The 20524-nt window shown below is 64.7% G+C and carries 16 protein-coding genes and 1 pseudogene; 8 read left to right on the top strand and 9 right to left on the bottom strand.

The window, feature by feature from the left end:
- Positions 1-6: 6 nt before the first annotated feature.
- Together OKW41_RS39065 and OKW41_RS39070 are read left to right on the top strand one after the other, a co-directional pair.
- Complete coding sequence (locus OKW41_RS39065) at positions 7-675, top strand: hypothetical protein (protein WP_429575811.1); 669 nt, start codon at positions 7-9, stop codon at positions 673-675.
- Positions 676-776: 101 nt separating this feature from the next.
- A complete protein-coding gene (locus OKW41_RS39070) occupies positions 777-1520 on the top strand; it encodes a response regulator (protein ID WP_184035709.1) in 744 nt (247 codons plus the stop codon).
- A 94-nt stretch (positions 1521-1614) separates the two neighbouring features.
- Here the strand turns inward: OKW41_RS39070 and OKW41_RS39075 are convergent, their stop codons facing one another.
- The 4 genes from OKW41_RS39075 to OKW41_RS39090 form a co-directional block, all read right to left on the bottom strand.
- Positions 1615-2286, bottom strand: a complete 672-nt coding sequence (locus tag OKW41_RS39075; protein WP_429575812.1) for a flagellar basal body L-ring protein FlgH — start codon at positions 2284-2286, stop codon at positions 1615-1617.
- 111 nt (positions 2287-2397) lie between these two features.
- The gene (locus OKW41_RS39080; protein WP_429451963.1) at positions 2398-3111 is read right to left on the bottom strand and encodes a hypothetical protein; all 714 of its coding nucleotides are present in this window, start codon (positions 3109-3111) and stop codon (positions 2398-2400) included.
- Between the two features lie 3 nt (positions 3112-3114).
- Positions 3115-3312: a DUF6726 family protein gene (locus OKW41_RS39085; RefSeq protein WP_429575813.1), complete on the bottom strand. Its 198-nt coding sequence runs from the start codon at positions 3310-3312 to the stop codon at positions 3115-3117.
- Positions 3313-3327: 15 nt separating this feature from the next.
- Entirely contained in the window at positions 3328-3519 is a 192-nt protein-coding gene (locus OKW41_RS39090) for a hypothetical protein (RefSeq protein ID WP_429575814.1), read from the bottom strand.
- 392 nt (positions 3520-3911) lie between these two features.
- Here OKW41_RS39090 and OKW41_RS39095 point away from each other — a divergent pair, with 392 nt between their 5' ends.
- On the top strand, positions 3912-4652 hold the full coding sequence (locus OKW41_RS39095; protein ID WP_429451967.1) for a response regulator: 741 nt from the start codon (positions 3912-3914) through the stop codon (positions 4650-4652).
- Positions 4649-5956 (top strand): ATP-binding protein, encoded by a 1308-nt coding sequence (locus tag OKW41_RS39100; RefSeq protein WP_429451969.1) that lies wholly within the window; start codon positions 4649-4651, stop codon positions 5954-5956. Before OKW41_RS39095 ends, OKW41_RS39100 begins: the two co-directional genes overlap by 4 nt.
- A 191-nt stretch (positions 5957-6147) precedes the next feature.
- Here OKW41_RS39100 and OKW41_RS39105 read toward each other — a convergent pair whose 3' ends face one another.
- Entirely contained in the window at positions 6148-7023 is an 876-nt protein-coding gene (locus OKW41_RS39105; protein ID WP_429575815.1) for a tyrosine-protein phosphatase, read from the bottom strand.
- Positions 7024-7376: 353 nt separating this feature from the next.
- Between OKW41_RS39105 and OKW41_RS39110 the strand changes: the two genes are divergently transcribed.
- Together OKW41_RS39110 and OKW41_RS39115 are read left to right on the top strand one after the other, a co-directional pair.
- Complete coding sequence (locus OKW41_RS39110) at positions 7377-8636, top strand: MFS transporter (protein ID WP_429451973.1); 1260 nt, start codon at positions 7377-7379, stop codon at positions 8634-8636.
- 27 nt (positions 8637-8663) lie between these two features.
- Positions 8664-9929 carry a D-amino acid dehydrogenase gene (locus tag OKW41_RS39115; RefSeq protein ID WP_429575816.1) on the top strand — a complete coding sequence of 422 codons (1266 nt, stop codon included), beginning with the start codon at positions 8664-8666 and terminating at the stop codon, positions 9927-9929.
- A 197-nt stretch (positions 9930-10126) separates the two neighbouring features.
- On the opposite strand, the gene OKW41_RS39120 is transcribed toward OKW41_RS39115, so the two are convergent.
- The 3 genes and pseudogenes from OKW41_RS39120 to OKW41_RS39130 all read right to left on the bottom strand — a co-directional run bounded on the left by OKW41_RS39120 (position 10127) and on the right by OKW41_RS39130 (position 17463).
- Positions 10127-11596 (bottom strand): glutamate synthase subunit beta, encoded by a 1470-nt coding sequence (locus OKW41_RS39120; protein ID WP_429575817.1) that lies wholly within the window; start codon positions 11594-11596, stop codon positions 10127-10129.
- 104 nt (positions 11597-11700) lie between these two features.
- Positions 11701-16405: pseudogene (locus OKW41_RS39125) on the bottom strand (glutamate synthase-related protein).
- 350 nt (positions 16406-16755) lie between these two features.
- The gene (locus OKW41_RS39130) at positions 16756-17463 is read right to left on the bottom strand and encodes a transposase (RefSeq protein ID WP_018420184.1); all 708 of its coding nucleotides are present in this window, start codon (positions 17461-17463) and stop codon (positions 16756-16758) included.
- Positions 17464-17650: 187 nt separating this feature from the next.
- On the opposite strand from OKW41_RS39130, the gene OKW41_RS39135 reads away from it, so the two are divergent.
- Both OKW41_RS39135 and OKW41_RS39140 read left to right on the top strand, forming a co-directional pair.
- Positions 17651-18376 carry an OmpW/AlkL family protein gene (locus OKW41_RS39135; protein WP_429575818.1) on the top strand — a complete coding sequence of 242 codons (726 nt, stop codon included), beginning with the start codon at positions 17651-17653 and terminating at the stop codon, positions 18374-18376.
- 367 nt (positions 18377-18743) lie between these two features.
- The gene (locus tag OKW41_RS39140; protein ID WP_429451982.1) at positions 18744-19124 is read left to right on the top strand and encodes a DUF883 family protein; all 381 of its coding nucleotides are present in this window, start codon (positions 18744-18746) and stop codon (positions 19122-19124) included.
- A gap of 103 nt (positions 19125-19227) precedes the next feature.
- Here the strand turns inward: OKW41_RS39140 and OKW41_RS39145 are convergent, their stop codons facing one another.
- Positions 19228-20430, bottom strand: coding sequence for a deoxyguanosinetriphosphate triphosphohydrolase (locus tag OKW41_RS39145; protein ID WP_429576543.1), 1203 nt, complete (start codon positions 20428-20430; stop codon positions 19228-19230).
- Positions 20431-20524 lie beyond the last annotated feature (94 nt).

Consider the following 20524-nt stretch of genomic DNA (forward strand, 5'->3'; position numbering starts at 1 on the left):
TGCCTCATGACCTCGTCGCCGACCGTGCGCGCGCCAGCGGCAACCAGGCATTCGCGCCTGTGTCCGGTCGCCTCGCTGATATGCCGGCGTCGTTGCGCCCTCGCCGCCTTCGCCGCGACGCTGACGCTCGCGCTCGACGGCTGCGCCTGGACGCTGATCCATGCCGCCGACGCCACCGGCTCCGTCATCCAGGCCGGCTACGCGATCGCGTCGAACTACTCGTCGCCGACCTTCGTCAACGGGCGCCCCGCGGATTTGCAGCACCTCTGCATCGAAGTGAACCCGACGGTGTCGGTCGGCGATTTCGTGCCGGCGCTGCAGCTCGCGCTCGAGCGGCGCGGTATTCGTTCGGACGTCTACAATCCGGGCACCTCGCCGGCCGGCTGCGAAGCGCGGCTCGTCTACAACGCCGCGATCGACTATGGCCGCCGCTCGTTCAGCGACGAATCGATCCAGTACCTGTCGATCATCGATCTGACGCTGATCCAGAGTGGCCGCATTCTGGTCACCGCGCGCTATCAGACCGGCGGCCTGAACACCGACCGTTTTTCGTCGGCCTCGGTCAAGCTCGGCGGACTGATCGAGCGGATGGTGGTCGATCGGACCGATTTCCCGCGTCAAGCGCAGCAACGGCAGACCCTGCAAACCTCGCTGGCCTTCCCGCCGCCCCACTGAGTGCTCGCGGCTTTGCTTTCGCTTGCAGCGCCTTACACGGGAAAGGATTGGAAAGCGGTATACGCTTTGCGCGGCCCGTGCGCATCACTAAGATGACCTGAATGAACCAGACCATCCTGATCGTCGATGACGATCCCGTCGTACGCGAGCTCGTCAGCGAATATCTGCACGGCCGCGGCTTTAAGGTCGCCACGCTGGAAAATGGCCTGGCGTTGCAGCGCAGATTGCAGCAGGAGCGTCCCGCGCTCGTCGTGCTCGACATCATGATGCCGGAGCTCGACGGCATCAGTGCGCTGCGCGCCTTGCGTGTCGCCGGCGACGACATTCCCGTGATCCTGCTGACCGCGCGCGCCGATCCGATCGATCGCGTGATCGGCCTCGAACTCGGCGCCGACGATTATCTCGGCAAGCCTTTCGAACCGAGCGAGCTCGTCGCGCGGATTCGCACCGTGCTGCGGCGTCGCGGCTCGATCGCGCCGGGCGCGCCCGAACAGCGCGCGCCCTATCATTTCGGCCGCTTCGAAGTGAACTTCCCCGCGCGCGAACTGCGCCGCGACGGCGAACGCATCACGCTGCGTTCGAGCGAATTCGCGATGCTGAAAGTGTTCGTCACGCACGCGATGACCGTGCTCACGCGTGCGCAGCTGCTCGAAAAACTGCATGGCAATAGCGAAGCGCATCGCAATCGCAGTCTCGACGTATCGATCTGGCGCTTGCGTCGATTGATCGAAGTGGACCCGTCGGAACCGCGCTACGTGCAGACCGTGTGGGGACGCGGCTACGTGTTCGTGCCGGACGGCGAGATCGGCGCGGCCGAACGCGGGCTTGCGCCGCCGCTCGGTTAGCGGCGCCTGATGGTCGAAGCCGGTTGATGCCGCCCACGCGTCGCACGTAACGCGCGGCGCGGTGTCGCGCGCACCGCGCTGACCCGGCTGACGGTCAAAACGTCAGCACACTCAGAAACATCCTCTGCAGCCAGCCCATCGTCGTCGCATCGTTGACCATGCCGAGGCCCGCCTGCTCGATGCGCGCGTTCGCGACCTTGCTCGACGCGACGTAATTGCCTGCTTCGATGTCCTTAGGATTGACGATACCCGAGAGTCGAAGACGGTCGCCGGTCCCGCTCATCGCGATCACCTTCTCGCCTGACACGACGAGATTGCCGCCCGACACCGTGCCGATCACGGTCACGGCTAGCGTGCCCGTCATGTCGCTGATGTCGCTCAGATTGCCCTGCCCTTTGTAGTCGGTGCTGGCGGAGCCGATGTTGAACAGTTTGGCGAGTCGCGCGGCGGCATTCGTCGATTGATCCGCGGCAGTCGCGGTGATGCTGCTCGTGCGGTTCGCCGACGCGCTCGCGCTGTTGTTGCCGCTATACGATTCCGACAGCCGGATCGTCAGCACGTCGCCGACGTGCTGCGCGCGCGGCGTCTCATACAGCAGCAGCGGCGTGCCGGCCTGATAGATCGCGCCTTGCGTGTTGACGTTCAACGGTGCGGACGCGAGCGGCGGCGCCATCGGCGTTTCGACGATCGACCTGGTCTGCGCGCTCGAACAGGCCGCGAGACAGCTCGCGGCGCCGAGCACGAGGGTGAGACGTAGCGCGGTCATGCTGGCTCCGTGGCGGAAAGGATGAAAGGAGTCGAAGTGAGGCGGCCTATCCGGACACCGCCCGGTTTCGGCGTTGGGATCGCACCGGTAATCAGGGTTGCCTGGCAATCGTCAGCCCGCGTCGGCGCCGCTCGCCTGCCACTGCCGCACGACCGCTTTCATCCACGCATCCGAGCCCTTCAGCAGATACGTGAGCGTGCCGTTGCGGCTGCCGGGCAGAAAGCACAGCGTGATCGAACTCACCGCGTTCTCCCATACGTACATCGGCATCGCGCCCGGCGCCGCCGCGTTGCGGGTCGCGAGACGCGGCGGCCCGTAACGATCCTCGAGCGCGACGCGCAGATCCTCCGCGGTCAGTTCGTCGATCACGAACGACATCTCATAGAGACGCAGCGCGCCCTGCCCGTCGATGCGCGCGAAGCGCATCACGTGTTCGAGCGCCGGCGCACCATCGACCACGGCCTGCGACACCGCCCAGCGTTCATCATCGCGATGCGCCCAGCGGCACGCGACGCTCAGGCTATCGTGCGACTTCAGCCGCATGCCGAGCGCTCCGGCCTGCACGTCCGTCTCGCAGATCGGCACGCTGCCGACCGGCGTCGCGCGCACGGTCGAGCCCGCGCGGAATTCGTCGATCGTGATGCCGAGCGCGACGCCGCGAAACGAAAACGGCGCGTCCGGCGAGCGCCGCCGCGTGTCGGTGACGACGCTATTCGATGCCGCGCTGGCCGCCTTCGCACTGCGCGCGACGAGCTGTGCATGCGCGGCGCACGACAGCACGCCGCCGAGCAGCATCAGTGCACCAACCATCCGGGTGAGCGTCATGATTCAATCGATCGCGGAAGCGCACATGTCGAAAGGCGTCGCCGCCGCATGGCCGACGACCGGCAGCACTTTCAGGGTCGCCGCCGTGGCCCGGCACGGCAGCGCCGCGGCGCCGCAGCCGCCGAGCGGCAATAGCAGCGCGCCGGCAACGAGCCACGCCACGGCGCGCCGCCGCTGCTCAGTAGTTCTGGATAACGGCACGCGGACCTCGCCGACTCACGCAGTCGTGTTGACCAGATGGCCGATGAGCCCCGTGCCCGGCGCAGGCAGTGCAGGCTGCCCGAGCCCGGCGCTCTGCTGCGATTTCGCCGCTGCGCCCGTGGAGCTTGAACCGGCGGATTTCTCTGTGGCGGGCTTATTCGCCAGCGAGGAGCAAGGCGTGGAACTGAGCGTATTGTGGATCGTCATGATGGACCTCGCGAAGGTGCGCATTGCGCACCGGTGTCGGTTGAACGCCGCGTGCCGTCGTCCGAGGCAGCGGGCCTCGTTCGGCGTGCGGCGCGACTTGCTGCGGAACGAATCATCGCGCCGCGCGGGTGCCGACGATGGGCGAAGCAAAGCACGCTTTCGCGCGGTTGTTACGATCCGTTCCCGGGGCTTGCGAGGGCTTTCGAGTGCTTGCCAACCGTTGTCATCGCGTGGCTGTCGTCGCGCAGAGCCGGATCAGGCAGTGCTAAAGTAAGCGCTGAACCTTCGCTGATCAGCCCCGGCGCAAGCCCGCCAGCACCGAGCGGCACACAGTAAGCGTTGGTAAGGAAATGCCCGGTCGCGCGTTGGGCGGGCCAGTCTAGAATTTCGCCATGAATCCACAGGTCCTTATCATCGACGACGATCCGGTCGTACGCGATCTGCTTTGCAAGTTTCTGCAGTCGAACGGCTTCGATGCGTCCGTGCTGCATGACGGCACCCATTTGCAGCGTCGTCTCGAGCGTGAGCGACCGTCGGTCGTCGTGCTCGACATCATGATGCCGAACACCGACGGCCTGCGCGCGCTCACCGCGTTGCGCGCCGCCGGCGACGACATCCCGGTGATCTTCGTGACCGCGCGCGGCACGGTGGCCGACCGCATCGTCGGCCTGTCGCTCGGCGCGGACGACTATCTGACCAAGCCGTTCGATCCGCGCGAACTGCTCGTGCGGATCCAGACCGTGTTGCGCCGGCGCGGGCCGTCCACCACGAGCGCGCCCGAAGCACGCAAGCGCTATCGCTTCGGTCCATTCGAACTGGACTTCGCCACGCGCTCGCTGACCCGCGACGACGCCAAGCTGCCGCTGCGCGACAGCGAATTCGCGCTGCTGAAGATCTTCGTCAACAATCCGTACAAGGTGCTGTCGCGCGTGCTGATTCACGATCTGGTGCATCGCGACAACCTCGCGTTCCGCGACCGTAGCCTCGACGTACCGATCTGGCGCCTGCGCCGCGTGATCGAGGACGACCCGTCGAACCCGTGCTACGTGCAAACGGTGCGCGGCAAGGGCTACGTGTTCGTGCCCGACGCCAACGGCACACCCTTCGAGGACGGGGCCGCCCCGAGCGCATGAGAAATCCGCTGAACACGCTGTTCGGCAGAATGGCGTTGCTGTCGGCGGCGGTGCTGTTCGCGATTCAGGCGAGTTGGTTCGTGCTGGTGACGATGCAGCCGCCGCGCCACGAAATCGACGGCTTCGCGCGCGGCATTCTGCTCGTGCTGCAGGCGATCAACGGCGAGCCGATCAAGGGCGCCGCGCTCGCGCCGGCGATGCGCGTGCATCTGGTGCCCACCTGGAACATGCCGACCAGCGTGCATCTGCGCGAGCCGCACGAGCATATGGTGGTCGAACTGAGCCGGCACCTGCGTGAGAACCTGCCGGCCGGCACGCAGATCGCCGTCGACGATCTGCGTCCGCCGCAACTGTGGGTGCTGGTCCCGGGCAAGTCGAACTGGGTCGTCGTGCCGGTCGACCTGCCGCCGCCGCCGCGTTTTCTGATCGAATCGGTGTCGATGCTGGTCGCCGGGCTGATCCTGTCGTTGTTCGCGGTGTGGCAGATGCAACGGCCGTTGTCGCGCGTGGCCGATGCGTCGCGCGCGTTCGGCTCGGGCGGCCGGCCCGAACCCGTGCCGGTGCAGGGCCCGCGCGAGCTGCGTGACCTGATCGGCTCATTCAACGACATGATGCGGCGCCTGAACGAAGCCGGCGACGACCAGGCGGTGATGCTCGCCGGCGTCGCGCACGATCTGAAGGCGCCGCTCACGCGCCTGAAGCTGCGCGCAAGCGTGCTGGTCGACGAAAACGAGCGCGCGGGCCTGATCCGCGACGTCGATTCCCTGACCAACATCGTCCAGCAGTTCCTCGAATTCGCGGGCCAATCGGCGGACGCCGGACCGCCCGTCGAAGTCGACGAGTTCTTGCGCGAGCAGTTTTCCTCGGGCGATTACGCGGAGGCCGCTGAAACCGCCGAAGCGGCGGACCCCGCCGAAACCCCGCTGTTCGCGCTCGATCTGCGCGCCGGCCCCTCGTTCACGCTGCCGCGCACGCTGCTCGACCGGCTGGTGACGAACCTCGTCGACAACGCGCTCGAACACGGCATGCCGCCGGTGGAAATCTCGACCGCGTGCAACGACCGTCATTGGACGATCAGCGTGCGCGACCACGGCGCCGGCATTCCCGACGACCGCATTGCTGCGGCGATGAAGCCGTTCGTGCGGCTCGACGCCGCGCGCGGCGGCGAAGGCCATTGCGGGCTCGGTCTCGCGATCGTCGCGCGGCTCGCACACGATCGCGGTGGACGCTGCTTCGTGCGCAATCACGCGCAGGGGGGGCTCGAAGTAAGGATGGAATTGCCGGTGGACCCGGCGCTGTCTTAAGGATGCTCGCAGGCAAACGCGGCGCGGACCGGACACTTACCTGCCCTTACCGCATCGACTGTCGCGCGGGTTGCGGCCTTATAGTCGCCCTCGGCAACCTCGATGCAGCCCTTCCCGGTCCGCTCGCACCTCTGCGGCGGACTTTTTTTTTGCGCTGTAGGAAGGCCAACAAAGCGCGCCAGCGAAGCGCGTCAATGCACGAGCCGATTGCGCAGCGCGTCGACCGTCGCCGTGGAAAGACCGAGGCCTTGTGTCAGGTAGCTCGCCATCGTGCCGTAGCTCGCCTGCACCTGGTCGAAGCCCGCCTGCAGATAATTCTCGTCGACGTCGAGCAACGGCGCTCTCGCCGTCGCAATGGCCGCGCCTTCCTGCGCGCGCAGTGTGGTGGTTTGCGCTGCGATCGATGGCGCGAGATAGACGTTGCTGAGCAGGTAGTCCTGCATGATCACGTCGAGCGGAACGTTGGCGATGCTGAGCAGCAGCGCCGCGACCCAGCCCGCGCGATCCTTGCCCGCGTTCGAGTGGAATAGCTGCGCGCCCGTGCCGTCGGCGAGCGCGCCGAGCAACGCGCCATAGGCGGCTCGCTGCGGGCCGCCCGTCACATACCCGCGCGCTTGCGCCTGCATGAACGCGACGGCGTCGACGGGAGAATTGACCGGGGGTGCGACGAAGTCGTTCATGCCGAGAACGTTCAGCGTCGAGGATGTCGCGCCGCTCGGCAGCACGTCGGCGATGCGTGCGATTTCGGCGGGCGTGCGCAGGTCATAGACCGACACGATACCGAGCTTGTCGAGCGTCGCCGTGTCGGTGCCGCTCAGCGTCAGCGCGTTCGCGCGATAGAACACGCCGCGCCGCATCTGTTTGCCGTCGACGGTCAGATAGCCGGCACCCGCGCCGCCGACATCGCGGAAGTTGCTGACCGACACGAGCCGGGGCGTAGCCGGCTGATCGGCTTCGAGACTACCGCCGCAGGCGGACAGCAGCGTGCTGCCGAAACCCGCGGCCAGCATCGCACCGGCCGAACCCCTCAGAAAGCGTCGCCGCGCCGCCGACGCTTCGCCGGGCATGCCGCGCTCCACGGGCACGGTCGTGCTCGCAAGGGCGCGGATAGGCGAACGGTTTTTCGCGGTAACGGACATCGGGGCGACAGGTGTATAGGAGGATTGCGTGGGGCAGCCGGGGCTGCAGACGCAGTTTAACGTTGACCAGGAAGTTTTGCGCTACATCGTAGGGGATAGTAAGAAAAAAGAGGGTCGGTTGGCCCACTGATTTCCGTTCCCTTGCGGTGCCTTATCGGTCGTTACCGCGCGCACGCCCTTTTTGACCCCAACTGGCCTCACGACGCCGCATCCCCGTAGAATACGGACACCCACCCATCCGGCCCCCGCAGGCACAAGAAACCTGGAGACCACAACAAAACATGTCTTCTCTCCAATGGTTCACCGAGCTGACCCCGCGCGAGCATCGCACGCTATTCGCCGGTTTCGGCGGATACGCGATCGACGCGTTCGACTTCATGATCTACTCGTTCCTCATTCCGACGCTGATCGCGACGTGGGGCATGAGCAAAAGCGAAGCAGGCATGATCGCCACCAGTTCGCTGATTTCGTCGGCGATCGGCGGCTGGCTCGCCGGCATTCTCGCCGATCGCCACGGCCGCATCCGTATATTGCAATGGACGATCGCCACCTTCGCGATCTTCACGTTCCTGTCTGGCTTCACGCAGTCGTTCTGGCAGTTGCTCGCCACGCGTACGCTGCAGGGCATCGGCTTCGGCGGTGAGTGGTCGGTCGTGACGATCATGATGGCCGAGACGATCCGCTCGCCACAGCATCGCGCAAAGGCGGTCGGCACCGTGCAGAGCAGTTGGTCGTTCGGCTGGGCGGCCGCGGCGATCGTCTACTGGGCGGCGTTCGCGCTGCTGCCGGAACAGTACGCGTGGCGCGCGTGCTTCTGGGTTGGCCTGCTGCCCGCCGCATGGATCATCTATATCCGCCGCAACGTCAGCGACCCCGACATCTTTGTCGCGACGCGTCGCGCGCGCGAAAGCGGCATCAACACGTCGCACTTCATGCAGATCTTCTCAGCCGAGCATCTGAAGACAACTGTGCTCGGCAGCGCGCTGTGCACCGGCATGCTCGGCGGCTACTACGCGATCACGACGTGGCTGCCCACCTATCTGAAGACGGAGCGCCATCTGTCGGTGTTCAATACGAGCGGCTATCTAATCGTGCTGATCGTCGGCTCGTTCGCCGGCTATATCGTCGGCGCGATTCTGTGCGACAGGATCGGCCGGCGCGCGTCGTTCGTGCTGTTCGCGGTCGGCTCGTTCGTGCTCGGCATGGTCTACACGATGCTGCCGATCACCGACGCGATGATGCTCGCGCTCGGCTTCCCGCTCGGCATCGTCGTGCAGGGGATTTTCGCGGGCATCGGCGCGTATCTGTCGGAGCTGTATCCGAACGAAATCCGCGGCTCGGGGCAAGGCTTCTGCTACAACCTCGGGCGCGGGCTCGGTTCGTTCTTCCCGATCCTCGTCGGCACCTTCGCACAGACGATGACGCTCGTGAAGGCGATGGGCATCGTCGCGGGCTCGGGGTATCTGCTCGTGATCGTCGCCGCGTTGTGCCTGCCGGAAACGAAGGGCAAGGTACTCGGGGCGGCCGGCTCCGCCGCTTGAGATTGTCTGAAACCGCAGTTCCCAATCATGAAAACGATCGTACTCGGCGGCGGCGTCATCGGCGTCGCCACTGCTTTTTATCTGTGCCAGCAAGGCTGCGACGTGACGGTGATCGAGCGCGAACCCGACGTCGCCCTGTCCACGAGTTTCGGCAACGCCGGCGTGATCGCGCCGGGCTACGTGACGCCATGGGCCGCGCCCGGCATGCCGGCGAAAATCCTCAAGTACCTGTTCAAGCCGGCCTCGCCGCTGATCTTCCGGCCGACGCTCGATCCGGCCCAATGGCGCTGGATCGCGCGCTGGCTGCGCGAGTGCGACCTCGACCGCTTTCGCGTGAACAAGCAGCGTATGCAGCGCATCGCGTACTACAGCCGCGCTTGCCTGCACGAATTCCGCGGCCGTCATCCGTTCGACTACGGCCGCAGCCAGGGCTATCTGCAACTGTTTCGCAGCGAGTACGACGTCGAACTCGCGCAGCCGGCGCTCGCTGTGCTGCGCGATGCGGGCATCGTGCATCGGGAAGTCAGCGCCGCGCAGTGCGCGGAGATCGAGCCCGGTCTGCACTGGGCGCGTCAGGCGCCGTTCTCGGGCCTCTATCTGCCCGACGACGAAGCCGGCGACTGCGCGCGCTTCACCCGCGAACTGCGCGCGATCTGTGAACGCAATGGCGTGAGCTTTCGCTTCGACACGCGCGTCACGTCGCTCGATGTCGAGGGAGCGACGGTGCGCGGCGTGCGTATTCAAAGCGAGCGGGGTGCGCAGACGCTGCCGGCCGACGCGGTGGTCGTCGCGCTCGGCGTCGATAGCGCGGCGTTGCTCGCGCCGCTCGGTGTGAGGGTGCCGCTCTATCCGGTGAAGGGCTATTCGGCCACGCTGCCTGTGACCGACGAGGAAAAAGCGCCACGTGCGGCACTGATGGACGAATCGCTGAAGACGGCGATCACGCGCTTCGGCAACAACCTGCGCATCGCGGGTACGGCGGAGCTCGGCAATCGCCAGACGACGTTGCGCGAGCAGGCGCTGCAAACGCTGCTCACAGTGCTGCGCGACTGGTTTCCGCACGCGGCCAATCCGACTTCCGCGCACTTCTGGGTCGGCCGCCGGCCGATGACGCCCGATGGCGCGCCGCTGCTCGGCCCGTGCAACATCGACCACTTATGGCTGAACCTCGGGCACGGCTCGACAGGCTGGGCGATGTCGATGGGCTCGGCGCGCGTGGTCGCGGATCTGATCGCGCAGCGCAAACCGGAGATCGATCTCGACGGTCTGACGCTCGCGCGCTATCGCCAATGAGGCGGACATAACGCACCGCGACGAGATAAAAGAAAACCGGGCTCCCCCTTTCAGGCGAGCCCGGTTTCTTTTTTACTGCATTGCTTTCCCGCTACAGGTGCCCTTCATGGGGCGCCTTGTCGTCTCCACGTCTTCCTGCAAATCGTGGCCGGCGCGCGCGACCTGGAACTCCAGGCACGCACACCGGCTGAAGACGCTTAACGCGGCAGTTCCGAATGCCCCATCAGGAACGCATCGACCGAACGTGCGCACTGACGGCCTTCGCGAATCGCCCACACCACGAGCGACTGGCCACGGCGCATGTCGCCTGCCGTGAACACCTTGTTCACCGACGTGTAGTACGCCTTGTCGCCCTCGGTCGTGGCGCGCACGTTGCCGCGCGCATCCTTGTCGACGCCGAACGCTTCGAGCACCGGCGACACCGGCTGCGTGAAGCCCATCGCAAGCAGCACGAGGTCGGCCTTCATTTCGAATTCGGAGTTCGGCACTTCGACCATCTTGCCGTCCTTCCATTCGACGCGCGCGGCGATCAGCTTCTCGACCTTGCCGTTCTTCCCTTCGAGACGCTTGGTCGCGACCGCCCAGTCGCGCTCGCAGCCTTCCTCATGCGACGACGACGTGCGCAGCTTGATCGGCCAGTACGGCCATACGAGCGGCTTGTTCTCTTCTTCCGGCGGCTGCGGCAGCAGTTCGAACTGCGTGACGCTCTTCGCGCCGTGACGGTTCGACGTGCCCACACAGTCGGAACCGGTATCGCCGCCGCCGATCACGACGACGTGCTTGCCCTTCGCGACGAGCTGGTTCGGCACTTTGTCGCCGGCGTTGACCTTGTTCTGCTGCGGCAGGAATTCCATCGCGTAATACACGCCTTCGAGCTCGCGGCCCGGCACCGGCAGATCGCGCGGCGTTTCGGAACCACCGGCGATCACGACCGCGTCGAACTGTTCGTTCAGCTCGGCCGGCGTGATCGTTTCCTTCGCCGTACTGCCGATGTGCGCCGGCAGCGAGTCCGGCTTGCCGATGAACACGTTGGTGCGGAACGTCACGCCTTCGGCTTCCATCTGGCGCATGCGGCGGTCGATCTGCCACTTCTCCAGTTTGAAGTCGGGGATGCCATAACGCAGCAGGCCGCCGATCCGGTCGTTCTTCTCGAACACGGTCACGTCATGACCGGCGCGCGCGAGTTGCTGCGCGGCCGCGAGACCCGCGGGGCCCGAGCCGACCACGGCGACCTTCTTGCCGGTCTTGTGCTTCGGCGCTTGCGGCGCGACCCAGCCTTCGGTCCAGGCTTTGTCGATGATCGCGTGCTCGATCGACTTGATGCCGACCGGGTCGTCGTTGATGCCGAGCGTGCACGCCGCTTCGCACGGTGCCGGGCAGATGCGGCCCGTGAACTCGGGGAAGTTGTTGGTCGAATGCAGCACTTCGATCGCGTTCTTCCAGTCCTGACGGAACACCAGGTCGTTGAAGTCCGGGATGATGTTGTTGACCGGGCAGCCGCTGTTGCAGAACGGAATGCCGCAGTCCATGCAACGCGCGCCTTGAATCTTCGCTTCGTCGTCGGTCAGTGCCGCGACGAATTCCTTGTAGTGCTTCACACGCGTGAGCGGAGCCTCGTACGTCTCGTGGCGACGTTCGAACTCGAGAAAACCGGTTGCCTTGCCCATGTGGTTCTCTTCTCTATCTGTATCTAGGGGTAATCTGGACCCGCCGCGCGTCGATTGGTCGGAACGCGGCGGGTACGTCTAAAGGTGACTTCCGTGAAGGCAGCTCAGGCGGCGAGCACTTCGCTGTTCGCCTTCTTCGCAGCGAGTTCGCCGAGCGCGCGCTTGTATTCGGTCGGGAACACCTTCACGAACTGACGGCGTGCCGCGTCCCAGTTTTCGAGCAGCGCCTTCGCACGCGGAGAGCCCGTGAACTGGAAGTGACGCTCGATGAGCCCCTTGAGCAGCGCTTCGTCGGTCGTGCCGCGATGCCACACGCCCTGATCGACCGTGCGCTCCTGTTCGGCCTGTTGCAGCACCGGTTCGAGCGCGACCATCGACTTGTTGCACTTGCTCGCGAACATGCCGTCCGGATCGAACACGTACGCGATACCGCCCGACATGCCGGCCGCGAAGTTACGGCCCGTCTCGCCGAGCACGACCACCGTGCCGCCCGTCATGTATTCGCAACCGTGGTCGCCCGTGCCTTCGACGACCGCCGTCGCGCCCGAGTTACGCACGCAGAAACGCTCGCCGGCCACGCCGCGGAAGAAGGCTTCGCCTTCGATCGCGCCGTACATCACCGTGTTGCCGCAGATGATGTTCTCTTCCGACTTGCCGCGGAAATCGTTGGTCGGACGGATGATGATGCGGCCGCCCGACAGGCCCTTGCCCACGTAGTCGTTGCCGTCGCCGACCAGATCCAGCGTGATGCCCTTCGCGAGGAACGCGCCGAAGCTCTGACCCGCGGTGCCCTTCAACTGGATGTGGATCGCGTCGTCCGCGAGTCCTTCGTGGCCGTACTTCTTCGCGATCGTGCCCGACAGCATCGCGCCGACCGTGCGGTTCACGTTGCGCACCGGCTGGATGAACGACACGTGCTCGCCTTTCTCGATCGCGGCCCTCGCCTTCTCGATCAGCGTGTGATCGAGTGCGCGGTCGAGGCCGTGATCCTGCACGTCGACGTGCTTGCGCGCGACTTCCGCCGGCACTTGCGGCTGATAGAACACGCGCGAGAAGTCGAGGCCCTTCGCCTTCCAGTGCTCGATACCCTTCTTCGTGTCGAGCAGTTCCGCGCGACCGATCAGGTCGTCGAACTTGCGGATACCGAGTTGCGCCATGATTTCGCGCGCCTCTTCCGCAATGAAGAAGAAGAAGTTCACGACGTGTTCCGGCTGGCCCTGGAACTTCGCGCGCAGCACCGGATCTTGCGTCGCGACGCCGACCGGGCACGTGTTCAGATGGCACTTGCGCATCATGATGCAGCCTTCGACGACGAGCGGCGCCGTCGCGAAGCCGAACTCGTCAGCGCCGAGCAGCGCGCCGATCACGACGTCGCGGCCGGTCTTCATTCTGACCGTCGGCCTGCACGCGGATACGGCCGCGCAGCTGGTTCAGCACCAGCGTCTGCTGCGTTTCGGCGAGACCCAGTTCCCACGGCGTGCCCGCATGCTTGATCGACGACAGCGGCGATGCACCCGTGCCGCCGTCATGACCGGCGATCACGACGTGGTCGGCCTTCGCCTTCGCGACACCCGCGGCAACCGTACCGACGCCCGACTCCGACACGAGCTTCACCGAGATGCTCGACGACGCGTTCACGTTCTTCAGATCGTGAATCAGCTGCGCCAGATCTTCGATCGAGTAGATGTCGTGGTGCGGCGGCGGCGAAATCAGGCCGACGCCCGGCACCGAGTAACGCAGCTTGCCGATGTAGTCCGACACCTTGTGGCCCGGCAGCTGACCGCCTTCGCCCGGCTTCGCGCCCTGCGCCATCTTGATCTGGATCTGATCGGCCGACGCGAGGTACTCCGCCGTCACGCCGAAGCGGCCCGACGCGACCTGCTTGATGCGCGAGCGCAGCGAATCGCCTTCCTTCAACGGAATGTCGACGACCACTTCGTCGCCTATCACGGACTTCATCGTGTCGCCGTTCTTGATCGGAATGCCGCGCAGTTCGTTGCGATAACGGTTCGCGTCTTCACCGCCTTCACCGGTGTTCGACTTGCCGCCGATGCGGTTCATCGCGACGGCGAGCGTGGCGTGCGCTTCGGTGCTGATCGAGCCCATCGACATTGCGCCGGTCGCGAAACGCTTGACGATTTCCTTCGCCGGTTCGACTTCGTCGAGCGAGATCGCCTTGGTCGGATCGAACTTGAACTCGAACAGGCCGCGGAAGGTCATGTGGCGCTTGGTCTGATCATTGATCAGATGCGCGTATTCCTTGTACGTCTGATACGAGTTGCTGCGCGCCGAGTGCTGCAGCTTGGCGATCGCATCCGGCGTCCACATGTGTTCTTCGCCGCGCACGCGGTAGGCGTACTCGCCGCCCGCGTCGAGCATGTTCGCGAGGACCGGGTTGTCGCCGAATGCTTCGCGATGCAAACGGATCGCTTCTTCTGCGACGTCGAACAGACCAATGCCGCCGACTTTCGACGACGTGCCGTGGAAGTACTTCGCCACCAGATCCGCGGCAAGACCGACCGCTTCGAAAATCTGCGCGCCGGTGTACGACATGTAGGTCGAAATACCCATCTTCGACATGACCTTCTGCAGGCCCTTGCCGACTGCCTTCGTGAAGTTGTAGACCGCCTTCTCCGCCGACAGGTCGCCCTTCAGGCCGGCCGCGAGCTGGCTCAGCGTTTCCATCGCGAGGTACGGGTGCACGGCTTCCGCGCCATAGCCCGCGAGCAGCGCGAAGTGGTGCGTTTCACGCGCCGAACCGGTTTCGACGACCAGACCCGTGCTCGTGCGCAGACCCTGCTGCACGAGGTGCGTGTGAATCGCGGCCGTAGCGAGCAGCGCCGGAATCGCGACGTTGTCGCGGTCGGTCTTGCGGTCCGACACGATCAGCATGTTGTAGCCGGACTTGACCGCATCGACGGCTTCCGCGCACAGCGACGCAAGGCGTGCCTCGATGCCTTCCTTGCCCCAGGCGACCGGATAGCAGATGTTCAGTTCGTACGAGCTGAACTTGCCGCCCGTGTACTGATCGATCGCGCGGATCTTTGCGATGTCCTTGAAGTCGAGCACCGGCTGCGACACTTCGAGACGCATCGGCGGGTTGATGTTGTTCGTGTCGAGCAGGTTCGGCTTCGGCCCGACGAACGACACGAGCGACATCACCATGTTTTCACGGATCGGGTCGATCGGCGGGTTCGTGACCTGCGCGAACAGCTGCTTGAAGTAGTGATAGAGCGTCTTGTTCTTGTTGGACATGACCGCGAGCGGCGAGTCGTTGCCCATCGAGCCGACGGCTTCCTCGCCCGCTTGCGCCATCGGCGCCATCAGGAACTTCAGGTCTTCCTGGGTGTAGCCGAACGCCTGCTGGCGATCCAGCAGCGCAGCAGCTTCGCGGCGTTCCGTCACGACGTCTTCGGCCTTCGCCTCGATCTCGTCGAGCTTGATGCGCACGGCGTCGATCCAGCTCTTGTACGGCTTGGCGTTCGCGAGGTTGTCCTTCAGTTCCTTGTCGTCGATGATGCGGCCGTGCTCCATGTCGATCAGGAACATCTTGCCCGGCTGCAGACGCCACTTCTTGACGATTTTCGACTCGGAAATAGGCAACGTGCCGGCTTCCGACGCCATGATGACGAGGTCGTCGTCGGTGACGATGTAGCGCGCCGGGCGCAGACCGTTACGGTCGAGCGTCGCGCCGATCTGGCGGCCGTCGGTGAACGCGATGGCGGCGGGGCCGTCCCACGGCTCCATCATGGCGGCGTGGTATTCGTAGAACGCGCGGCGGTTTTCGTCCATCAGCGTGTGCTGTTCCCAGGCTTCCGGAATCATCATCATCATCGCGTGGACGAGCGGGTAGCCGGCCATCACCAGCAGTTCGAGACAGTTGTCGAACGATGCAGTATCCGATTGGCCCGGATAGATCAGCGGCCACAGCTTCGGCAGATCGTCGCCGAGTACGTGCGAGGCGATCGCGCCGGTGCGCGCGTTCAGCCAGTTGACGTTGCCCTTCACCGTGTTGATTTCGCCGTTGTGGGCGATCATGCGGTACGGGTGAGCCAGTTCCCACGCCGGGAACGTGTTGGTCGAGAAGCGCTGGTGCACGAGTGCGAGCGCCGAAATAGTGCGGTCGTCCTGCAGGTCGCGGTAGTACACGCCGACCTGACCCGCCAGCAGCAGACCCTTGTAGACGACCGTGCGCGCCGACATCGACGGCACGAAGTATTCCTTGCCGTGCTTGAGCTTCAGCGCCTGAATGCGATGGCTCGCGGTCTTGCGGATGATGTACAGCTTCCGCTCGAGCGCGTCGGTCACCATGATGTCCTTGCCGCGGCCGATAAAGATCTGGCGGATCAGCGGCTCGCTCGCCTTCACGGTCGGCGAGATCGGCATGGCATGGTCGACCGGCACGTCGCGCCAGCCGAGCACGACCTGACCCTCGGCCTTCACCGTGCGCTCGAGCTCCTGTTCGCAGGCGATGCGCGACGCGTGCTCCTTCGGCAGGAAAATCATGCCGACGCCGTATTCGCCAGCCGGCGGCAGCGTCACACCCTGCCGGGCCATCTCTTCGCGATAGAAGCCGTCCGGAATCTGGATCAGGATGCCCGCGCCGTCGCCCATCAGCGGATCGGCGCCGACTGCGCCCCGGTGGTCGAGGTTCTCGAGAATCTTCAGGCCCTGCTGGACGATTTCGTGACTCTTGTGGCCCTTGATATGAGCGACGAAGCCGACGCCGCAGGCGTCATGCTCGTTTTGCGGGTCGTACAGACCTTGGGCGGCGGGAACCGGGTGAATCGGTTGCTGGTGGTCGTTCATGGGGACACCGTCTGTGAGGAGGCCGGACAGGCCGTTAAACCATTGTTTTTGCCGCAGTGCACTTCGCGACCGCGACGGCGCTCTTCTCGCAGCAAGACTGCGCGGGACGAAAAGCGTCGGAAATCGGAATATACGCGACGAATCAAGGAAATAGCAAATAAAACCTATTGATCAGCCCCCGATTATCAAATTGGTGCATCGCGATTGTTTTTTATTGGTGCCATATCAATTTGGGGCAAAAGAAAACGGCATACGACATGCCGCCTTCATGCAGTCCCTTGACGCAAAACGCTTTAATCGGATTTAAAGCGGCTCTATCGGCGCCGCCGGGGCATCGCCCTGCCGCCGCCTCACTGCGTATGCGGCGTCTCGCGCACCTTGCGTGGCCGGCCACGCGGTAGGGGTGACACACGTCGGTTGGCGGCGCGCGCCGCCCATTCGCGGTATGTGTCGCTGCCGAGCACCCAGCCCTTCAACGTGGCTTGCTGGAGCTGACTTGCCTCGCGCTCGTCGAGCGGCTGCTCGCACAGTTCGCGATAAGCACGCTGTCGCTCGAACGGCGTATTGCCGAGCGACCAGTAAAGGGGGTGATCCGTGATCAGACTGTCGAGGGTGAGGCCGATGTGATGACGGTAGCTCGACCAGCGATAATCCTCGGCCGCGTTGACCAGTTCCAAGCGCACCGGACACATTTCCACGACCCGGCTCGCAAGCAGGAAGTAGCGCTCACCCTCGATCACGGTGGCCCGGTAACGGCCTTCCCACAAGGTGCCGCGACGCGCATAGCGCCGGTTGAAGTGCGCGACGTAGCGCCGCCCGACGGCCTGCATCGCCTTGGGGAGGCTCGACTCCTCGGTGGGCGTGACGAGCAGTTGCACGGCGCCCGGCATCAAGGCGTAAGCGTGGATGGAAAGGTGATGGTCCCGGGAGGCCGCCTTCAGACAGTCGATGAAAAGCTCGTAGTCCTGGTCGTCGACGAAGGCGGGCTGCTGGTCGAGCCCGCGGAGGATGACGTGCTGCGGCTGGTCGGGGACATAAAGACGTGCAAGCCGTGCCATGCTGGAGTGTCCAATAGTCGCGTTGGTATATACCCGAAGGTCCGAAGAGCCGCATGGGCGCAAGGTTCGGCGCCATGCGGCCAAGCCAGAAACCACGCGGTGCTTAGGGAGAAAACTCTAACCGCCGCGTATGGTTTGTTTCAAACGTTGTAGTCATAATGAGCGGGCCTTTTTTGGAGGAGCACATATGAACTTAAAACAGGCCGTAACGGGGATGGCAGTGCTAGCCTGCATGAGCACGGCAGCGCACGCACAATCGGCCGGCACCATTTACTTCTCGACGGGCTGGTTCCATCTGGCGCCCCAATCGAGCAGCGACCCACTGACCGTGACCAGCATTGGCGGTAGCCCAACCAACATCACCGAAGCCAACACCGGTGCCTCGCTGAGTTCGGCCGATACCATCGGTTTCACCGCCGGCTACTTCGTCACCGACCATATCGCAACCGAATTCGTCATTGGCGTCCCCCCTACTTTCGATCTGTACGGCACGGGCAGCTTCGCGCAGTTCGGCAAGCTCGGGCAGGCCAAACAGTGGAGCCCGACGCTGCTGTTCAAGTACTACTTCAACGCGCCGACCGCTTCGTTCCGCCCGTATCTCGGTCTCGGTGTGAGCCGCATCTGGTTCACCGACGAACACATTTCCAACAGCGCATTCGAAGCCAACGTTCTGCATGGTCCGACCAGTGTGTCGACGGATAGTTCGTGGGAACCTGTGTTTAATGCGGGCTTCACGTACGCCTTCAATCAGCATTGGTTCGCCGGCGTGTCGATCTCGTACGTGCCGCTCAGCACGACCGCAAAGCTCAGTTCGGCATCGACCACGCCGGTCGGCACGCTGACCGTGCAATCGCAAACCAAGATCAAGCTGAACCCGATCGTCACTTACGTCAACGTCGGTTACCGTTTCTAACGCTTCGCTAGAGCGGGTAGCTTGAATTAGGGTAGTCGAATTTTCGCGACCTGGGGAACGCCGTCATCGAACCGATCACGGCGTTTGCATTTGGCGTCTCTGTTGCATCGGGATGGCAGCGTCATCCGGCATCAGCGTTTGTAAATTTGACGCGAATTCGGCGCGTCCGTGTGCAAAATCCGGCGACGATACGGGCACCCCCCATCCTGTCGCGAGCCGCACGCGTGCAGCGGTGCCGGCGATGCAGCGCTTGGCATCGAAGTTGCGTTTAGATGGCGTTTCCTACGCGACGACGTGATACTGCGTCTGCGCATAGCGTGTCCGCGCGACGATGCGCGGGGCCTTTCAACTCATCGACGGAGCGATCATGACAGCACTTCCAAATACGCGAGACGCCCTCGGCGAATCCTGGACCAGCGCGAGTCGCCGCGCGCGGCGCATCGCTCGCCACAGCCGCCACGCGGCCGAAGATATCGCGGTCGAGTTGCGCACCCTGCTGTCGGAACTCGAATCGACCTTGGCCGACGGCACGCAGGCCGACGCCGTGGCCTTGCGCGGCAGGCTGCGCAAACAGTTGGACGCCGCGCGCGAGCGGCTGAACGACACGCGCGACGCGATGCGCGATCGTGCGGGCGTCGCGATCTCGGACGCTGATCACTACGTGCATGAAAATCCGTGGCAGACGATTGTGATCGTCGGCGGGCTTGCGCTGGTGGCGGGGGCGCTGTTCGCGTCCCGTTCGCGATGACGCTGGCTTGCCCGGTTTGACGGTGCTGGCAAGGGGGCGCGACGGCCGCTTCGATGCGGCGAGGCTGAGCGTTACGCCGCTTGCGGCGCCCAGCCGCTAGCGACTAGTTATCGTCGATCACGAACAGCCGCCGATACTCCTTCAGCGCGTAACGATCGGTCATCCCCGCGATGTAATGCGCGATTAAACGCGGCTGACCCGTCGCATCGGCCGACTGATAGTCCGGCGGCAGCAGCCGCGGGTCGTCGGTGAACGCGTCGAACAGGCCGACCACGACGCGGCGTGCCTTGTTGGCCATGCGCATCACCCGATAGTGACGGTACATGTTTCTGAACAGGAAGCGCTTGAGCGCCGCGGCCTGCGCGGCGATCGCATCACTGTGCGCGACGAGCGGGGGCGCCGCGCGCACGTCGTCGAGTGACGCCGGCGCGTAGCGCGCGAGATTGGCCCGCGTCGTTTCGATCAGATCGACGATCAGCGTATTGATCACGCGCCGCACCGTCTCGTGAATCAGCCGACGCCCCTCGATCTGCGGATAGTCGCCGCGCGCCGCCTCGCAGTGCGTCTGCCAGAGTTCCACTTCGGCGAGTTGCTCGAGCGACAGCAGACCGGAGCGCAGACCGTCGTCGACGTCGTGATTGTTGTACGCGATTTCGTCGGCGACGTTGGCGATCTGCGCTTCGAGCGACGGTTGCCGCCCTTCGAGAAAGCGCTCGCCCAATGTCCCGAGCCGGCGCGCGTTGTCGCGCGAGCAGTGCTTGAGAATGCCCTCGCGCGTCTCGAAGCACAGGTTCAACCCATTGAACGCTCCGTAGTACTCTTCAAGTTCGTCGACGACCGTGAGGCTCTGCAGGTTGTGCTCGAAGCCGCCATGCTCGCGCATGCATTCGTTCAACGCATCCTGGCCGGCATGGCCGAACGGCGTATGGCCGAGATCGTGCGCCAGCGAAATCGCTTCGACGAGATCCTCATTGACGCGCAGATTGCGCGCAACCGAGCGCGCGATCTGTGCAACTTCGAGGCTATGGGTGAGGCGCGTGCGAAACAGGTCGCCCTCGTGGTTGACGAATACCTGAGTCTTGTATTCGAGTCGCCGGAATGCGGTCGAGTGGACGATGCGGTCGCGGTCGCGCTGAAACTCGGTACGCGCGCTCGGCGCGGTTTCCGCATAGCGACGCCCACGCGACTGGCTCGAATGCGCCGCGTACGGCGCGAGATGCGCTTCGAGTGCCTGCTGGGTCGGCGCGGGGACGGCGGGTGTGGCAACCGCGGCAGCGGCATCCGCAGCGCTGACCGTGGCGGCGATGAAGCCGTTCCCGGCGCCTGCGCGCGCGCTCGTCGTGTCATGCTGGATATCGTCGCTGCGCCTGTCAGTCACCGGGTTCTCCGAAACATGGGCG

The sequence above is a fragment of the Paraburkholderia sp. UCT70 genome (assembly GCF_050434085.1).
Classification (GTDB): Bacteria; Pseudomonadota; Gammaproteobacteria; order Burkholderiales; family Burkholderiaceae; genus Paraburkholderia; species Paraburkholderia tuberum.

Excerpts from the sequence above, each read along its gene's own strand:
- OKW41_RS39065 (WP_429575811.1), top strand. The coding sequence starts at position 7 with ATGACCTCGTCGCCGACCGTGCGCGCGCCAGCGGCAACCAGGCATTCG.
- OKW41_RS39070 (WP_184035709.1), top strand. The coding sequence starts at position 777 with ATGAACCAGACCATCCTGATCGTCGATGACGATCCCGTCGTACGCGAG.
- OKW41_RS39075 (WP_429575812.1), bottom strand. The coding sequence starts at position 2,286 with ATGACCGCGCTACGTCTCACCCTCGTGCTCGGCGCCGCGAGCTGTCTC.
- OKW41_RS39080 (WP_429451963.1), bottom strand. The coding sequence starts at position 3,111 with ATGACGCTCACCCGGATGGTTGGTGCACTGATGCTGCTCGGCGGCGTG.
- OKW41_RS39090 (WP_429575814.1), bottom strand. The coding sequence starts at position 3,519 with ATGACGATCCACAATACGCTCAGTTCCACGCCTTGCTCCTCGCTGGCG.
- OKW41_RS39095 (WP_429451967.1), top strand. The coding sequence starts at position 3,912 with ATGAATCCACAGGTCCTTATCATCGACGACGATCCGGTCGTACGCGAT.
- OKW41_RS39100 (WP_429451969.1), top strand. The coding sequence starts at position 4,649 with ATGAGAAATCCGCTGAACACGCTGTTCGGCAGAATGGCGTTGCTGTCG.
- OKW41_RS39105 (WP_429575815.1), bottom strand. The coding sequence starts at position 7,023 with ATGCCCGGCGAAGCGTCGGCGGCGCGGCGACGCTTTCTGAGGGGTTCG.
- OKW41_RS39110 (WP_429451973.1), top strand. The coding sequence starts at position 7,377 with ATGTCTTCTCTCCAATGGTTCACCGAGCTGACCCCGCGCGAGCATCGC.
- OKW41_RS39115 (WP_429575816.1), top strand. The coding sequence starts at position 8,664 with ATGAAAACGATCGTACTCGGCGGCGGCGTCATCGGCGTCGCCACTGCT.
- OKW41_RS39120 (WP_429575817.1), bottom strand. The coding sequence starts at position 11,596 with ATGGGCAAGGCAACCGGTTTTCTCGAGTTCGAACGTCGCCACGAGACG.
- OKW41_RS39130 (WP_018420184.1), bottom strand. The coding sequence starts at position 17,463 with ATGGCACGGCTTGCACGTCTTTATGTCCCCGACCAGCCGCAGCACGTC.
- OKW41_RS39135 (WP_429575818.1), top strand. The coding sequence starts at position 17,651 with ATGAACTTAAAACAGGCCGTAACGGGGATGGCAGTGCTAGCCTGCATG.
- OKW41_RS39140 (WP_429451982.1), top strand. The coding sequence starts at position 18,744 with ATGACAGCACTTCCAAATACGCGAGACGCCCTCGGCGAATCCTGGACC.